Origin of the sequence: Agromyces sp. CF514 (assembly GCF_900113185.1) — a bacterium.
Classification (GTDB): domain Bacteria; phylum Actinomycetota; class Actinomycetes; order Actinomycetales; family Microbacteriaceae; genus Agromyces.
Window position 1 is genome coordinate 175568 of sequence record NZ_FOZD01000002.1, and the last position, 15343, is coordinate 190910.

Sequence of the window (15343 nt, forward strand, 5' to 3'; positions counted from 1 at the left end):
AAAGGAACACCCACTCGCATGAAGTTCACCGACGGGTTCTGGCAGATCAGGCCGGGCATCGAACCGTTGTACGGCCGGGAGGCCTACGACATCTGGGTCGACGGGGATCACCGGCTGCAGGTCTTCGCGACGACGGGCGTCGTCGCCAAGCGCGGCGACACCCTGAACCGACCGCTGCTGACCGTGACGCTCTCGTCGCCGCTGCCCGACGTGATCGGCGTGCGCGTCGAGCACCACGCGGGCGGGCCGAGGCCGCAGGGCTTCGACCTCGTCGGCGCGCAGGACGGGCAGGGCGTGGTCGTGGTCGACGAGACCGGCGGCCTGCTCACCTCGGGGCGACTGTCGGTGCGCGTGGCGCCCGGCGCCCCGTTCGGGCTCGCGTTCGAGGTCGACGGCCGCACGATCGTGACCGCCGGCGACAAGTCGATCGCGAACATGCGCGTGCGGCCCGACGCCCAGCTCGACGGCGTGCCCGTCGGCAACGCCCGCGAGGGCACGGCGCGCGCCGCTGCATCCGCCTACACGTTGCAGCAGCTCTCGCTCGGCGTGGGCGAGCTCGTCTACGGGCTCGGTGAGCGCTTCGGGCCGCTCGTGAAGAACGGGCAGACGGTCGACATCTGGAACGCCGACGGCGGCACCTCGTCGGAGCAGGCCTACAAGAACGTGCCGTTCTACCTGACGAACCGCGGCTACGGAGTGCTCGTGAACGACACGGGGCACGTGTCGTACGAGATCGGCTCCGAGGCGGTCGAGCGCGTGCAGTTCTCGGTGCCGGGCGAGAGCCTCGAGTACTTCGTGATCTACGGCGGCACCCCGGCGGGCGTGCTCGAGCGCTACACCGAGCTCGTCGGAAAGCCCGCCCGGGTTCCGGCCTGGTCGTACGGCCTCTGGCTGTCGACCTCGTTCACGACCGACTACGACGAGGCGACCGTGAACCGGTTCGTCGACGAGATGGCCGCGCGCGAGCTGCCCGTGAGCGTGTTCCACTTCGACTGCTTCTGGATGCGCGAGTTCAACTGGACCGACTTCGAGTGGGACCCGCGCACGTTCCCCGACCCCGAGGGCATGCTCGCGCGCCTGCGCGACAAGGGCCTGCGGGTCTGCGTCTGGCTGAACCCCTACATCGGGCAGCGTTCGAAGCTGTTCGCCGAGGCGGCCGAGCGCGGGTACCTCGTGAAGCGGCCCGACGGCTCGGTGTGGCAGTGGGACCTCTGGCAGGCGGGCATGGGCCTCGTCGACTTCACCAACCCCGAGGCCACCCGCTGGTACCAGGACCACCTGCGCGCGCTCGTCGCGCAGGGCGTGGACTGCTTCAAGACCGACTTCGGCGAGCGGATCCCGCTCGAGGTCGAGTACTTCGACGGCTCGGCCCCCGACCGCATGCACAATCGCTACACGCAGCTCTACAACGAGGCCGTGTTCGAGGTGCTCGAGCAGGAACGAGGCCAGGGCGAGGCGGTCGTGTTCGCGCGTTCGGCGACGACCGGCGGTCAGCGCCTGCCCGTGCACTGGGGCGGCGACTCGACCTCGACGTACGAGTCGATGGCCGAGACCCTGCGAGGGGGCCTCTCGCTCGCGTACTCGGGCTTCGCCTTCTGGAGCCACGACATCGGCGGCTTCGAGGGCACTCCGGATGCCGGCGTGTTCAAGCGCTGGGTCGCGTTCGGCCTGCTCGGCACGCACTCGCGCTTCCACGGGTCGGGGTCGTACCGGGTGCCGTGGGCCTTCGACGAGGAGGCCGTCGAGGTCACGCGGATCTTCACGAAGCTGAAGCTCTCGCTCATGCCGTACCTGTATCAGCAGGGCCTCGACGCGTCGGCGAGCGGCGTGCCGGTCATGCGGCCGATGGCGCTGGAGTTCCCGGGCGACCCGGGCGCCGCGTACCTCGACCGGCAGTACATGCTCGGCTCGTCGCTGCTCGTGGCGCCGGTGTTCTCGGAGTCGGGCGAGGTCGAGTTCTACCTGCCCGCGGGCCGCTGGACGAACTGGTGGACGGGTGAGGTCGTCGCCTCGCACGGCGCCTGGCGTCGAGAGGTGCACGGATTCGACACCGTGCCGCTGTACGTGCGCGAGGGTGCCGTGCTGCCGATCGGCGCTCGCGTCGACCAGCCCGAGTACGACTACTTCGACGGGCTCGAGCTGCGCGTGTTCCCCGGGGCGACGGATGCCTCGGGCGCGACGGTGACGGCACCCGACGGGCGGTCGGCACGGTTCGCCGTGTCGGGGGAGGCCGTCACCGCCGAGGGCGACGCCGGCGATGGCTGGGGGGCCACGTTCGTGTGATCGCCTCGTCGGCGGGTGCGGGCGTCCGGCGGCTTCGGCTGCCGGGCGCCCGTTCGTGCGTGACGTACCGCTTCGCGCCGCAGCGGCGTCAGCGACGCTCGATCGTCGACCCGCGGATCACGAGCCGCACGGGCAGGTGGTGCACGCCGCGGTCGGGCTCGCCGCCGTCGATCGCGTCGAAGATGCGCATGGCCGCGGTGCGGCCGAGTTGCTGGAGGTTGGCGTCGATGCTCGTGAGCTCGGGCCGGGAGTTGAGCGCGAGCACCTCCCAGTTGTCGTAGCCGATGACGGAGACGTCTTCGGGCACGCTCTTGCCGAGGTCGCGCAACGTGTCGATGACGCCTCGCGCGATCTGGTCGGAGCCGGCGACGATGCCGTCGATGTCGGGGTGCTGGGCGAGCAGCATGCCGGCGGCGGCGCGGCCCCAGTGCTCGCTCCAGCTCGACATCATGACGTCGCCGACGAGCTCGAGCCCGGCCTCGGCGAGTGCCGCCCGAACGCCGATCGCGCGATCCTGGGCGGCCGCGTACTCGGGTTCGCCCGTGATGTGCGCGATGCGGCGTCGGCCGGTGGAGAGCAGGTGCTCGACCGCGAGGCGCCCGCCCGCGACGTTGTCGGGCGTGACCGACACGTCGGCCGGGTCATCCGACGGGGCATAGGCGTAGACGACGGGAACCGGGAGCCCCTGGCCCAGCGAGGGGCGGGGGTCGGTCTGCCGCCCCACGACGATGATGCCGTCGACCCGGCGGTTGAGCAGGGCCTTCAGGTGGTGCTGCTCGCGGATGGTGTCGCCGCGCGCGTCGCAGAGGAACACGTTGATCTGCCCCGCGCCGAACGCGTCTTCGGCGCCCATCAGGATCGGGATCACGAAGCGGCCCTCGAGGTCGCTCGTGAGCAGGCCCACGGTGCCGGTGCGGCCCGCGATGAGGCTGCGGGCGAGCGAGTTCGGCGTGAACGAGAGCTGCTCGGCGGCGTCGATCACTCGCTGGCGCGTGGCCGGGGCGACCTGGTCGCGGCCGTTGATGGCCTTCGAGGCGGTGGCGAGCGAGACGCCGGCCATGCGCGCGACGTCGTTGAGCGTCGCGGCCTTCTGGCCCCCCGCACCGCTGCGTGCCATGTTCGCCTCCTCGACTGAAACGCTACCGGTCATCGCTCTTGACGGCCGGGAGATTCACACTGTAGCGTGCCGAAAGGCCTTTCGGGAATTTCGGAAAGCCCGCACCAGCACCCACATTCCCGGGCGCCTCTGGCGCCTTCTCAACGATGAGCAAGGAGTACACGGATGAGATCACGCAATCGCCGGATGACGCGGGTCGGGGCTCTGCTCGCGGCCGGTGCCCTCACGATCGGGCTGGCCGCCTGCTCCGGCGGCGACAGCGGCGGCGGAGGCTCGAGCCTCGCCGATGCGGGCGCCGAGGGCGTCGATGACGGCACCACGCTCACGCTCTGGACCCGTGCGCCGCTCGAGAAGCAGGCCAACCTGCTCGTCGACGCCTACAACGAGAGCCACGAGAACCAGGTCGAGCTCACGGTCGTGCCGAACGACGACTACGTCGCGAAGGTGGGTGCCGCTGCGGGCTCGAACGGACTGCCCGACCTGTTCGCGGCCGACATCGTCTACGTGCCGAACTGGGTGAAGCAGGGCCTCTTCCAGGACATCACGGCGAACATCGACGGCTTCGACTTCAAGGACTCGATCAACCAGGGCCACCTTTCGGCCGGCACGCTCGACGACAAGGAGTACGTGCTCCCGTTCGTGCTCGACCTCTCGATGCTGTTCTGGAACAAGGACCTCGCGACCGAGGCCGGCCTCGACGCAGAGGCAGGCCCCGCGAACCTCGCGGAGTTCGCCGAGTGGGCCAAGGCCATCCAGGGCCTGGACAAGCCCGACACCTACGGCACCGCGACGGGCCTCAACTGCGGCGGATGCCTCGTCTTCACATGGTTCCCGAGCGTGTGGGCCGACGGCGAAGAGGTTATGAACCCCGAGGGCACCGAGTCGCTGCTCGCGAGCGACACCTCGAAGGAGATCTACTCGACCTGGAAGGACCTCTGGGACTCGGGCGCCGTGCTCCCGTCGTCGAAGGACGAGGCGGGCCCGACCTGGACCGCTGCGTTCACCGAGGGCAAGGTCGGCATCATGCCGTACCCGGCTACGCTGCTCAGCTCGACCCCGTTCGACGTGGGCGTCTCGGGTCTCGTCGGCCCCGAGGGCGGCGCGTCGACGTTCGTCGGCGGTGACGGGATCGGCGTCTCGAAGGATTCGAAGAAGGCCGCGCAGGCGTGGAACTTCCTCAGCTGGATGATGAGCGAGGACGCCCAGGTCGGCGTGCTCGCGAAGGACAACGACGTGGTCTCGCGCTCCGACCTCGCCGACAACGAGTACTCGCAGAAGGACCCGCGCCTGATCACGATCAACGAGGTCGCCGGTCAGGGCGACACCCCGGTCGCGATCAACTTCCAGCAGGCGTTCAACGCGCCGAACAGCCCGTGGCTGACGATGGTCCGCAACGCCGTGCTCGGCGACGCCTCGACGATCGACGCCGACAACGACGAGATCACGGCGGTGCTCTCGCAGTGAGCACCGCCCTCCGCGGCGCCGGGCGGGTCTCGCCCGCTCGGCGCCGCCGCGCACTGACCGGCTGGCTCTTCGCCCTGCCGACGGCACTGTTCGTGCTGCTGCTCTTCGGCCTGCCGCTCGCGCTCGTGCTGCAGATGTCGGCGAGCGACTGGCCGCTGCTCGGCGGCAACCAGGGCTGGAACCTGCCGCAGAACTACGTCGACGCGGCCGACAACCGGTTCTTCCTCGACTCGGTCTGGTTCACGCTGAAGTACACCGTGCTCACCACGGTGATCCTGCTCGCGCTGAGCCTCGGACTCGCCATGCTCGTGCAGGAGTCGACGCGCTGGAAGGGGCTGCTGCGCACCTCGTTCCTCGTACCGAGCGCCCTGGGCCTGGCATCCGCATCGCTGCTCTTCTACGTGATCTACTCGCCCATCGCCGGGCCCTTCGCCGGGCTGATGAAGTCGTGGGGGTTCACGTTCCTCGGCACGCCCGACGGTGCGCTTTGGTCGACGATCTTCCTTATTGTGTGGCGGTACGCGGGCTTCTACATGCTGCTCATGCTCGTGGGCCTGCAGGGCATCCCAGACGACGTCTACGAGGCCGCGCGCATCGATGGTGCGTCGCGCTGGCAGACCTTCCGCAGCGTCACGATCCCGCTGCTGCGGCCCACGCTCGCGCTCACGACGGTGCTCTGCGTCACGGGCTCGCTGCTCGCGTTCGAACAGTTCTACATCCTCACCAAGGGCGGACCCGACAATTCGACCATCACGGTCGTGCAGCTCATCTACGGCATCGCGTTCCAGGGTCAGAACGACCTCGGCGTCGCCGGCGCCCTCTCGGTGATCGTGCTGCTCGCGCTCGTCGTGATCAACATCGCGCAGATCCGCGCATTCGGGAAGAAGGCGGAAGACTGATGTCGACGACCATGCCGCGCCGCTCGCGCGATCCGCTCGCGGGCGTGCCGCCCACCGACTCGACCATCGCGATCACCGCACCGAACCACCGCGTGGCGCGTGGCGCCAGGGGTGCTGGCGGTGGCGCGACCGGGCGACGCACGCCTCCGACCTCGTTCGCGGGCATCGCAATGCGCACCCCCTACTGGGTGCTCACGGCCGGCCTCGCGCTGCTGTTCCTCTACCCGCTCATCTGGACCGCGATCTCGTCGGTCTCCCCGCTCGCGGGCACGAACCAGACCGACGGCTGGGGGTTCGGCAACTACGTCACGCTCGCGAACTACCAGGCGGGCATCTGGGTCTACCTGCTGAACTCGACGTTCGTGTCGCTGCTGACCGTGCTGCTCACGCTCGCGGTGTCGCTCCTCGGCGGCTACGCGTTCGCGCGGTTCTCGTTCCCGGGCAAGGACCTGCTGTTCCTGTCGACGCTCGCGATCCTGATGGTGCCGTATGCGACGCTGCTGATTCCGCTGTACGTGCTGCTGAACTCGGTGGGCCTGTCGAACTCGCTCGTGGGCGTCGCGCTCGTGCTCACGATGTTCCAGCTCCCGTTCTCGATGTTCATGATGCGCATCTCGTTCGAGTCGGTTCCGCGCGAGCTCGACGAGGCCGCGATGGTCGACGGATGCTCCGCCTGGACCATGCTCTGGAAGGTGCTCGTTCCTGCGGTGAAGCCCGGGCTCATCACGGTCGGCCTGTTCGCGTTCCTCGCGGCGTGGAACGACTTCATGGCCCCGCTGATCCTCATCAACGACTCGAACCGCATGACGCTGCCGCTCGCGATCTCGAACCTCCGCGGCCAGGTGCAGGGCGTCGTCGACTACGGCGCCACCGAGGCCGGCGTGGTCGTGCTCGCGCTGCCGTGCATCCTGCTGTTCCTCATTCTCCAACGCCACTACGTGCGCGGCTTCATGTCGGGCGCCTTCAAGGGATGACCATGACCACTGCGCCCATCACCTCCGCCACCGCTCCGGCCACTGCCACCGCCACGGCGCATGCCGTGCCCGTCTCGCCGTCGAGGGGTGCGCTGCGCCCGCTCGGCCTCGACGAGGTGCGCATCACGGGCGGCCTCTGGGCCGAGCGCCAGCGCGTGAACGGCACGGCGACGCTCGACCACATCGAGGGCTGGCTCGAACGCGAGGGCTGGTTGGCCAACTACGACCTCGCCGTCGCGGGCGTGCTGCCCGAGGGGCGTCGCGGCCGGGAGTTCAGCGACTCCGAGGTCTACAAGTACCTCGAGGCGCTGTCGTGGGAGATCGGGCGGCTGCAGGCCGAGGCGGATGCCGCGGGCCGGCGTGCAACGGACGGCGGAGCGGATGCCGCGGCATCCGTCGCCCGTCTCGAAGCCCGCCTGCGCGCGATCGTCGCCAGGGTCGCCGCTGCGCAGGAGCCCGACGGCTACCTGAACACGCGGTTCGGCCGGCCGGGGCAGGAGCCGCGCTGGAGCGACCTCGAGTGGGGGCACGAGCTGTACTGCCTCGGGCACCTGTTCCAGGCGGCGGTCGCCCGCGTGCGCACGCGGCCCGATGCCGACGACGGCCTCGTCGAGGTCGCGCGTCGTGCCGCCGACCTCGTGTGCGAGGTGTTCGGCGAGGGCAGCGACGAGCGCATCTGCGGGCACGCCGAGGTCGAGGTGGGCCTGGCCGAGCTGGGTCGCGCGCTGGGGGAACCGCGGTACCTCGACCAGGCCCGCCTCTTCGTCGAGCGCCACGGTCGGGGAACGCTCGCCGACATCGAGTGGGGCCGCTCGTACTACCAGGACGACGTGGCCGTGCGCGAGGCCGAGGCCCTGCGCGGACACTCGGTGCGGGCGAACTACCTGGCCGCAGGGGCGACCGACGTCGCCATCGAGACGGGCGACCGAGAGCTCTTCGCCGCACTCGACCGGCAGTGGGCGCGCACGCGCGAGCGCCGCACCTACGTCACGGGCGGGCAGGGCTCGCACCACCAGGACGAGGCGTTCGGCGAGGACTGGGAGCTGCCGAGCGACCGCGCCTATTCGGAGACCTGCGCGGGCGTGGCATCCGTCATGTTCAGTTGGCGCCTGCTGCTCGCGAACGGCGAGGCGAAGTACGCCGACCTGATCGAGCGCACGCTCTTCAACGTGATCGAGACGTCGCCGGATGCCTCGGGCACCGCGTTCTACTACGCGAACACGTTGCACCAGCGCGTGCCGGGCGCGCCCGCCGACCCCGACGTCGTGTCGCCCCGTGCGCACTCGTCGCTGCGGGCTCCCTGGTTCGACGTGTCGTGCTGCCCGCCGAACACGGCGCGCACCTTCGCGAGCCTCGCCGCGTACCTCGCGACGGCGGATGCCGCGGGCGTGCAGCTGCACCAGTACGCGCCGTCGGTCGTGCGCACCGTGCTCGAAGGCGGTCGGGATGCGGCGTTCGAGGTCGAGACGTCGTACCCGCGCTCGGGCTCGGTCGTCATGCGGATGCTCGAGGACTCGGCCGAGCCGTGGCAGCTCTCGCTGCGCGTGCCGGCGTGGGCGGCGGGCGCGGCGCTGACGCTGCGTCCCGCCGACGACGGGCCGACGCAGGAGTGGTCGGCGGCACCCGGCATGGTCTCGGTGTCGCGGGCCTGGCGCGTGGGCGACGAGGTCGTGCTCGACCTGCCGACCGATCCTCGGTTCGTCGCGCCCGACTCCCGGGTCGACGCGGTGCGCGGATGCCTCGTGGTCGAGCGCGGGCCCGAGGTGTTCGCCCTCGAGTCGGTCGACCTCGACGGAACGCCGCTCGCGGCATCCGACTTCGCCGACCTGCGCGTGGATGCGTCGGTTGCGCCGGTCGACGGGGCATCGGGTGCGGGCGTCGTCGTGCGACTGGTCGATGCGCGAACGGATGCCGCGGCCGACGTGCCCCTCGTGCCGTACCACGCGTGGGCGGAGCGGGGTCCGTCGACCATGCGCGTCTGGATCCCGTCCCGCTGATCGGGCTCCCGATCGTTCGGTCGGTCGTGGTCGCGAACATCCGTGTGAACCGGCCGGAAGCGACCGAACGATCACTCCTGGATCGATGGCGGCGTCGCGCCTCGCGCGAACGCCCGTCGCGTCAGCCCGCAGCGGGTGCGTGCGCGAGGGTGACTTCGCGCTCGTGTTCGGCCTCCGACAGCACCGCGGCGTGCTCGGTGCGCGCGAGGTAGTCGCGGATCGTGTCGCGGCTCCGGGTGAGGCACGCGATGCGCGCCTCGATGCCGACGAGCTCGGCCGCGAGCTTCTCGGCGACGTCGCGCGGGCAGCTCGGGCGGGCCTCGGCCGCGGCATCCTCGAGGCCCATGAGCTCCTTCACGAGCTTGGTGGTGACGCCCGACTGCACGAGGCTCGCGATGCGCTGCACTCGCTCGACGTCGCTCTCGTCGTAGTCGCGGTAGCCGTTGGCGCCGCGCTCGGAGGTGAGCAGCTCCTGCTGCTCGTAGTACCGCACGAGGCGCGTCGACACGCCCGCCCGGGTCGCGACTTCTCCGATGCGCATGATCCTCCGAACCGAGTTCGCCAGGTCGCTTGACCTTGACATTGATGTCAAAGTTTAGCGTCGAAGCATGAACGACACCACGACCCTCTCGAGGCGGTCCCGGGCCGGCCGGGCACCGGCATCCGCCCTGCCCTGGCCGGCCCTCATCGTGCTCGGCGCCGCGACGTTCGTCATGGTCACCGCCGAGATGCTGCCGACGGCGGTGCTGCCGCAGATGTCCGCGGGGCTCGGCGTGAGCGCGGCGCAGACCGGCCTGCTCGTCTCGATCTGGGCCGGCGTGGTCGTCGTCGGGAGCCTGCCGCTCGTGCGGCTCACCCGCCGTCTCGACCGGCGCACGGTCGTCGTCTGGAGCCTCGTCGCGCTCGCTCTGTCGGCCGTGGCGACCGCGCTCGCGCCCTTCTACGCGCTCGTCGTGGCGGCTCGCATCGTCGGGGCGCTCGCGGTCGGCCTGCTCTGGGCGACGACGAACGCGCTCACGGCCGACCTCGTCGACGACCGCGACCTCGCGCGCGGCGTCGCGGTCGTGCTCGGCGGCGCGACGCTGGGCATGGTGATCGGCACGCCGCTCGCGAACCTCGTCGCGCAGGGAGTGGGCTGGCGGGCGACCTTCGCGGGGCTCGCCGTCGCGACGCTCGTGGCCGCCGTGGCCGTGCGGTGGGTGGTGCGCCCGGCAGCGCGCGCGACGACGGCGACCGCGTCGGGGGTGACGGATGCCGCGGCGCGGCCGGCGGGGCGGGCACGCCGGGCACGCGGCATCCGCCCGATGCTCGCCGTGGTCGCCCTCGTCGGGCTGCTCCTCGTCGGCCACTACGGCGTGTACACGTTCATCACCCGGATGCTCGCCGCCGCCGCCGACCCGCTGCCCGGCGGCGTCGGCACCCTGCTGCTCGTGTTCGGACTCGCCTCGGCCGGCGGCGTCGCGCTCGCCGGACGCTTCGGCGCCCGCACCGAACGCGCACTCGTGATCGCGGCCGTCGCGACCGGGCTCGCGCTCGCGGCACTGGCCCTCGTCGGTGGGAGCCCGGTGCTCGGCGTGGTCGTCGTCGTGGTGTGGGGCGTGGCCTCGGGCGCCGTGCCTCCGCTCGCGCAGACGCTCATGCTGCGCCTCGCGGGTGCCGAGCACCGCGACCTGGCGGGCGCGCTGATCCCCGTCGTGTTCAACCTCGGCATCGCGGTCGGGGCGGCCGTCGCGTCGGGGCTGGTCGATGCGTCGGGCGTCGCCTCGCTTCCCGCGTTCGGGGCGACGGTCGTGGCGGCATCCGTCGTCGGCCTGCTGCTCGCGTTCGGTCGTGGTCGTGGTCGCGCGGCTGCGACGAAGGGCGCCCGCGCCTAAAGATCCAGCACGTACCAGAGGATGTCGCCGTGCTCGTCAGCGGTCGTGCGGTCGTGGCGGAACCCGAGCTTGTCGAGCACGCGCTGCGAGGCCGTGTTCGAGGGCCGCGTGGTCGACCGGAGCCTGGCGCGACCGGTCGCCCTCGCCGCAGTGACGACCGCGTCGGCGGCCTCGGTCGCGTAGCCGTGCCCGTGCGCGCTGCGCAGCAGTTCGTAGGCGATCTCGGGCTCGTCGAGGTTCGTTCGGCCGACGACGAGGCCGCAGTACCCGAGGAACTCGTCGGTTCCCCGCACCCGCAGCGTGAGCAGGTGGATGCCGCGTTCCGGCGCGCGCTCGCGTGCATCGCGGATCTCGGCGCGTGCCTCGTCTAGCGTGGGCGGCTCGTCGCCGCGCTCGCCGACGAGGGCGCGGTATCCGGCGGCGTCGGACTCCTCCCAGAGTTGAAGCCTCAGCCGTTCGGTCTCGAGCGAGAAGGGCAGGGGGCCGTATGGCTTCGTCAGGCGGGTCATCGCATTCAGGCTAACGGGGCGGGGTTCCGAGACGTGGCGCGATCCTTTCGTGCAATGGCGTTCAGGCCACTTCCGCGAACCGACGGACGCGCGCATGGTTGAGGAGTATCCACGAAAGGACCCCACGCATGACCCGCATCGCGATCAACGGCTTCGGACGCATCGGACGCAACGTCGTCCGCGCACTCATCGAGCGCGACGCCGACCTCGAGCTCGTCGCCGTCAACGACCTGACGTCCCCGGCCGAGCTCGCGCGCCTGCTCAAGTACGACACCGCCGGCGGCCGCTTCGGTCGCTCCGTCGAGGTCGACGGCGACGTGCTCGTCATCGACGGCCGCCGCGTGAAGGTGCTCGCCGAGCGCGACCCCGCGAAGCTCCCCTGGGACGAGCTCGGCGTCGACCTCGTGCTCGAGTCGACCGGCCGCTTCACCGACGCCGAGGCCGCGAAGGCGCACATCACCGCGGGCGCCAAGAAGGTGCTCGTCTCGGCTCCCGCCAAGGGCGCAGACTCCACGCTCGTCTACGGCGTGAACACCGACGCCTACAACCCCGAGACCGACGTCATCGTGTCGAACGCCTCGTGCACCACGAACGCGCTCGCGCCGCTCGCGAAGGTGCTCGACGACCTCGCCGGCATCGAGCACGGCTTCATGACGACCGTGCACGCCTACACGCAGGACCAGAACCTGCAGGACGCCCCCCACTCCGACCCGCGCCGCGCACGCGCCGCCGCCGAGAACATCGTCCCGTCGTCGACCGGTGCGGCGAAGGCCATCGGCCTCGTGCTCCCGAACCTCGACGGCAAGCTCTCGGGCGACGCCATGCGCGTGCCGATCCCCGTGGGCTCGATCGTCGAGCTCAACGCGACCGTCGCCAAGGACGTCACGCGCGACGAGGTGCTCGCCGCCTACCGGGCCGCCGCCGAGGGACCGCTGCTCGGCGTGCTCGAGTACTCCGACGAGCCGCTCGTGTCGAGCGACATCGTCGGCAACCCGCACTCGTCGATCTTCGACTCCGAGCTCACGCGCGTCGACGGCAAGCACGTCAAGGTCGTCGCCTGGTACGACAACGAGTGGGGCTTCTCGAACCGCGTGATCGACTCGCTCACGCTGCTCGGGGCCTGACACCCAGGCCGATCGCCTGATCGGCCGCACCCGGCTCCGAAGGGCCCTCCGTCGACGCGGAGGGCCCTTCGGCATGTCCGGCGGGTCAGGCAGTCGCCGCGACCGGCCGCGCGAGCGCCGCACCCGCGATCGCGAGCGCTGCGGCGACGATCATCAGAGCCGCCACGGGCCACCAGTGCCCGGTGGCCGAGACCAGTGCCGCGGCGAGCAGCGGCGCGATCCCGCCGCCCACGATCGCGCCGGCCTCGCGGCCGAGGGTGAGGCCCGAGTAGCGCACGCCGGGCTCGAAGAGCGAGGCGAACCACATCGGCTGCACGCCGTCGGCGGCCGTGTTCACGACGCCGATCGCGAGGGCGACGACGCCGATCACGAGCGCCGCCGATCCCGAGTCGAGGGCGAGGAACAGCGGGACGGCGAGCGCCGCGAGCCCGACGAGCGCCGCGGCCGTGAGCCGGGCGGGGTCGATGCGCTCGCCGATCGCACCCCACCACGGGCAGAGCACGACGGCGAGTCCCGCGCCGACGAGCAACGCCGTGAGCGCGACCCATCGCTCGAACCCGAGGGTCGACACCGCGTAGCCCAGGCAGAACACCGAGACGACGTAGAAGGTCGTGTTCTGGCCGGCGCGCACGAGGAACACCGCGAACACGTTGCGAGGCGTGCGCAGGGCGTCGACGAGCGGATGCCGCGAGGTGCGGCGCCCGTCGACCAGCGCCGCGAACTCGGGGCTCTCCTCGACGCGCCGGCGCAGCACGATGCCCACGGCGACGAGCACGATGCTGCCGACGAACGGCACGCGCCAGCCCCACGCGAGGAACTGCGCCTCGTCGAGCACGGCCACGAGCACCGTGAACGCGAGGTTGGCGAGGACCAGGCCCGCGTAGAGCGCGCTCTGCACGAGGCCGCCGCGGCGCCCCGCGCCGCCGGTCGCGCTCTCGACCGCGAGGAGTGCGGCGCCGCCCCATTCGCCGCCGGTCGCGGCGCCCTGCACGAGCCGGAGCAGCACGCGCAGCGCGGGTGCGACGACGCCGATTTGGGCGTAGGTCGGCAGCACGCCGATGAGCGTCGTCGCCGCGCCCATGGCCACGAGCGTGCCGAGCAGCACGGGCTTTCGGCCGAACCGGTCGCCGAGGTACCCCGACGCGAGGCCTCCGATCGGGCGTGCGAGGAACCCGGTCGCGAAGACCGCGAAGGACAGGAGCACGCCGGTCGCGGGGTCCTCGGCCGGGAAGAACACGGCAGGGAACACGAGTGCGGCCGCTGCGCCGTAGAGGAAGAAGTCGTACCATTCGAGCGCCGTGCCGATCGAGGCGGCGGCGACCGCGCGCCTCGCTCTGGCCCTCGCGGCCGGTTCGAGCGCCGACGACGGGTCGGGGCCGGTGGGCACCGGCGGATGGGCAGGGTCGATGCGGGCGCGATCCATCATCGCGACATCCCTTCGCTAGTCCGAACTAGATCAGGTTCGACGGGTGTGATCTCAGCCGCTCGCCCGACGGGCGGTGCGCGGCACCCCGTGTCACTGCCCGCCAGCATAGCCAAGCGTGCGGACCCGCCGTCGTCGTCGGCTGCCGGCCGTGACGACGAACGGAGGCCCGGGGCGCGAACCGCACCGGCCCAGCCGGGGTCAGACGTTCCGCCCCGGCACCACGCCGGCGTTCGAGACGCCCTCGATCCAGTTCGGCGCCACCGGCAGCACGAAGCCGACGGAAGGCGCCAGGAGGATCGCGAGCATCGCGTAGGCCATGAGGGCGAACGTGACCACGCCGAGCACGAGTCCGGCGGTCGCGACCCACGATCGCGGCTGCTCCGCCTCGCGGAACCGCTGCGCGCCCATGAGCGCGAACCACACGGCGAAGCCGCCGAAGAACGCGACGCCCGCGACGCGCCCGGGCTCGGCCGCGAGGGGCACGGTGAACGCGACGATGAGGGATGCCGCGCCGAGGCCGAGGCCGACCCAGCTGAAGAAGCGCGCCCATCCGACGCCTGCGGTGTGCTCGTAGGGGATCATCGCCACTGATTCTGCCGTGGCCGGGGCCGCCCGCGCGACGATGGGGGCTGCGAGGATCGCCGCGGCCGCGGCATCCGTCGTCGGCTCGTGACGATGTCGGCCCCATGCGCCAGACTGAGCCGGTGACGCGTCGTGGCTTCTTCCTGTTCGCCGCGCTCGGCATCGCGTGGGGCATCCCCTACCTCTTCATCAAGATCGCGGTGAGCGAGCTCGAGCCGGCGATGGTCGTGCTCGGGCGCTCCGCACTCGCGGCCGTGCTGCTGCTGCCGCTCGCGCTGTTCCGACGCGAGGTGGTCGCCGTCGTGCGCCGGTGGAGGCCGATGCTCGCGTACACACTCGTCGAGATCGTGCTGCCGTGGTACTTCCTGAGCTCGGCCGAGCAGCAGCTGCCGAGTTCGACCGCCGGGCTCCTGCTGGCCGCGGTGCCGTTGGCGGGCGTCGCGATCGCGTTCGTCATGGGCCGGCCCGAACGGCTGACGGGGTCGAACTGGCTGGGCATCGCCGTGGGCATGCTCGGCGTCGCCGCCCTGGTCGGGCTCGATGTGGCGGGCTCCGACCTCGGTGCGGTCGCCGAGATGTCCGTCGTGGTCGTCGGCTACGCGCTCGGCCCAGCGATCCTCGCGCGGTGGATGCCCGACCTGCCCGGCATCGGCGTGGTCGCGCTGTCGCTGGCCGCTGCCGCGGTCATCTACGTGCCGGTCGTGTTCGCGACCTCGGCCTGGCCGACCGCGTGGCCGTCGACCTCGGTCATCGTCTCGATCGTCGTGCTCGCGGTCGTGTGCAGCGCCCTCGCGTTCGTGCTCATGGTCGCCCTCATCGGCGAGATCGGGCCGGTCAAGGCCACGGCCATCACCTACGTGAACCCGGCCGTCGCGATCGCCGCTGGCGTGCTCGTGCTCGGCGAGCGCGTCACGGTCTGGACCGTCGTCGGCTTCGTGCTCGTGCTCGCCGGGTCGTACCTCGTCACGCGTCGACGGCGCGAGCCCGATCCGGCACCGGGCCCTGAAGGCGCGTCGGTCGAGCGGGCCACGCCTGGCTGAAGGCGGTGCGCGAAAGCGTGGACCATGGCGCATCCGACGACATCGTTGCGGCGC

Annotated in this window: 13 protein-coding genes and 1 riboswitch; of the genes, 8 read left to right on the forward strand and 5 right to left on the reverse strand. The window is 71.4% G+C overall.

The window, feature by feature from the left end:
* The first annotated feature begins 18 nt into the window (after positions 1-18).
* On the forward strand, positions 19-2283 hold the full coding sequence (gene yicI, locus BM342_RS13665; protein ID WP_092967145.1) for an alpha-xylosidase: 2265 nt from the start codon (positions 19-21) through the stop codon (positions 2281-2283).
* A gap of 88 nt (positions 2284-2371) precedes the next feature.
* Here the strand turns inward: yicI and BM342_RS13670 are convergent, their stop codons facing one another.
* Positions 2372-3400: a LacI family DNA-binding transcriptional regulator gene (locus tag BM342_RS13670; protein ID WP_092967147.1), complete on the reverse strand. Its 1029-nt coding sequence runs from the start codon at positions 3398-3400 to the stop codon at positions 2372-2374.
* A 165-nt stretch (positions 3401-3565) separates the two neighbouring features.
* Between BM342_RS13670 and BM342_RS13675 the strand changes: the two genes are divergently transcribed.
* From BM342_RS13675 to BM342_RS13690, 4 genes are read left to right on the forward strand one after another with little or no spacing between them, the layout of a single operon-like run.
* Positions 3566-4864: an ABC transporter substrate-binding protein gene (locus BM342_RS13675; RefSeq protein ID WP_092967149.1), complete on the forward strand. Its 1299-nt coding sequence runs from the start codon at positions 3566-3568 to the stop codon at positions 4862-4864.
* Complete coding sequence (locus BM342_RS13680) at positions 4861-5763, forward strand: carbohydrate ABC transporter permease (protein ID WP_092967151.1); 903 nt, start codon at positions 4861-4863, stop codon at positions 5761-5763. Before BM342_RS13675 ends, BM342_RS13680 begins: the two co-directional genes overlap by 4 nt.
* Positions 5763-6737 (forward strand): carbohydrate ABC transporter permease, encoded by a 975-nt coding sequence (locus BM342_RS13685; RefSeq protein ID WP_369823165.1) that lies wholly within the window; start codon positions 5763-5765, stop codon positions 6735-6737. The genes BM342_RS13680 and BM342_RS13685 overlap by 1 nt, the downstream gene beginning before the upstream one ends.
* On the forward strand, positions 6734-8734 hold the full coding sequence (locus BM342_RS13690) for a glycoside hydrolase family 127 protein (protein WP_092967153.1): 2001 nt from the start codon (positions 6734-6736) through the stop codon (positions 8732-8734). The genes BM342_RS13685 and BM342_RS13690 overlap by 4 nt, the downstream gene beginning before the upstream one ends.
* 121 nt (positions 8735-8855) lie before the next feature.
* On the opposite strand, the gene BM342_RS13695 is transcribed toward BM342_RS13690, so the two are convergent.
* Entirely contained in the window at positions 8856-9275 is a 420-nt protein-coding gene (locus BM342_RS13695) for a MerR family transcriptional regulator (RefSeq protein ID WP_092967155.1), read from the reverse strand.
* 67 nt (positions 9276-9342) lie between these two features.
* On the opposite strand from BM342_RS13695, the gene BM342_RS13700 reads away from it, so the two are divergent.
* Positions 9343-10608 carry an MFS transporter gene (locus tag BM342_RS13700; protein ID WP_092967157.1) on the forward strand — a complete coding sequence of 422 codons (1266 nt, stop codon included), beginning with the start codon at positions 9343-9345 and terminating at the stop codon, positions 10606-10608.
* On the opposite strand, the gene BM342_RS13705 is transcribed toward BM342_RS13700, so the two are convergent.
* The gene (locus tag BM342_RS13705; protein ID WP_092967159.1) at positions 10605-11117 is read right to left on the reverse strand and encodes a GNAT family N-acetyltransferase; all 513 of its coding nucleotides are present in this window, start codon (positions 11115-11117) and stop codon (positions 10605-10607) included. The two genes, BM342_RS13700 and BM342_RS13705, sit on opposite strands and share 4 nt — an antisense overlap.
* A gap of 128 nt (positions 11118-11245) precedes the next feature.
* Here BM342_RS13705 and gap point away from each other — a divergent pair, with 128 nt between their 5' ends.
* On the forward strand, positions 11246-12241 hold the full coding sequence (gap, locus tag BM342_RS13710; RefSeq protein ID WP_092967161.1) for a type I glyceraldehyde-3-phosphate dehydrogenase: 996 nt from the start codon (positions 11246-11248) through the stop codon (positions 12239-12241).
* An 85-nt stretch (positions 12242-12326) separates the two neighbouring features.
* On the opposite strand, the gene BM342_RS13715 is transcribed toward gap, so the two are convergent.
* Both BM342_RS13715 and BM342_RS13720 read right to left on the reverse strand, forming a co-directional pair.
* A complete protein-coding gene (locus tag BM342_RS13715) occupies positions 12327-13667 on the reverse strand; it encodes an MFS transporter (RefSeq protein ID WP_092968612.1) in 1341 nt (446 codons plus the stop codon).
* Positions 13658-13765, reverse strand: a riboswitch (TPP riboswitch). Its footprint overlaps the gene before it by 10 nt.
* 100 nt (positions 13766-13865) lie before the next feature.
* Positions 13866-14249, reverse strand: a complete 384-nt coding sequence (locus tag BM342_RS13720; RefSeq protein WP_143109886.1) for a hypothetical protein — start codon at positions 14247-14249, stop codon at positions 13866-13868.
* Between the two features lie 122 nt (positions 14250-14371).
* Between BM342_RS13720 and BM342_RS13725 the strand changes: the two genes are divergently transcribed.
* Complete coding sequence (locus BM342_RS13725; RefSeq protein ID WP_177232197.1) at positions 14372-15289, forward strand: DMT family transporter; 918 nt, start codon at positions 14372-14374, stop codon at positions 15287-15289.
* Positions 15290-15343 lie beyond the last annotated feature (54 nt).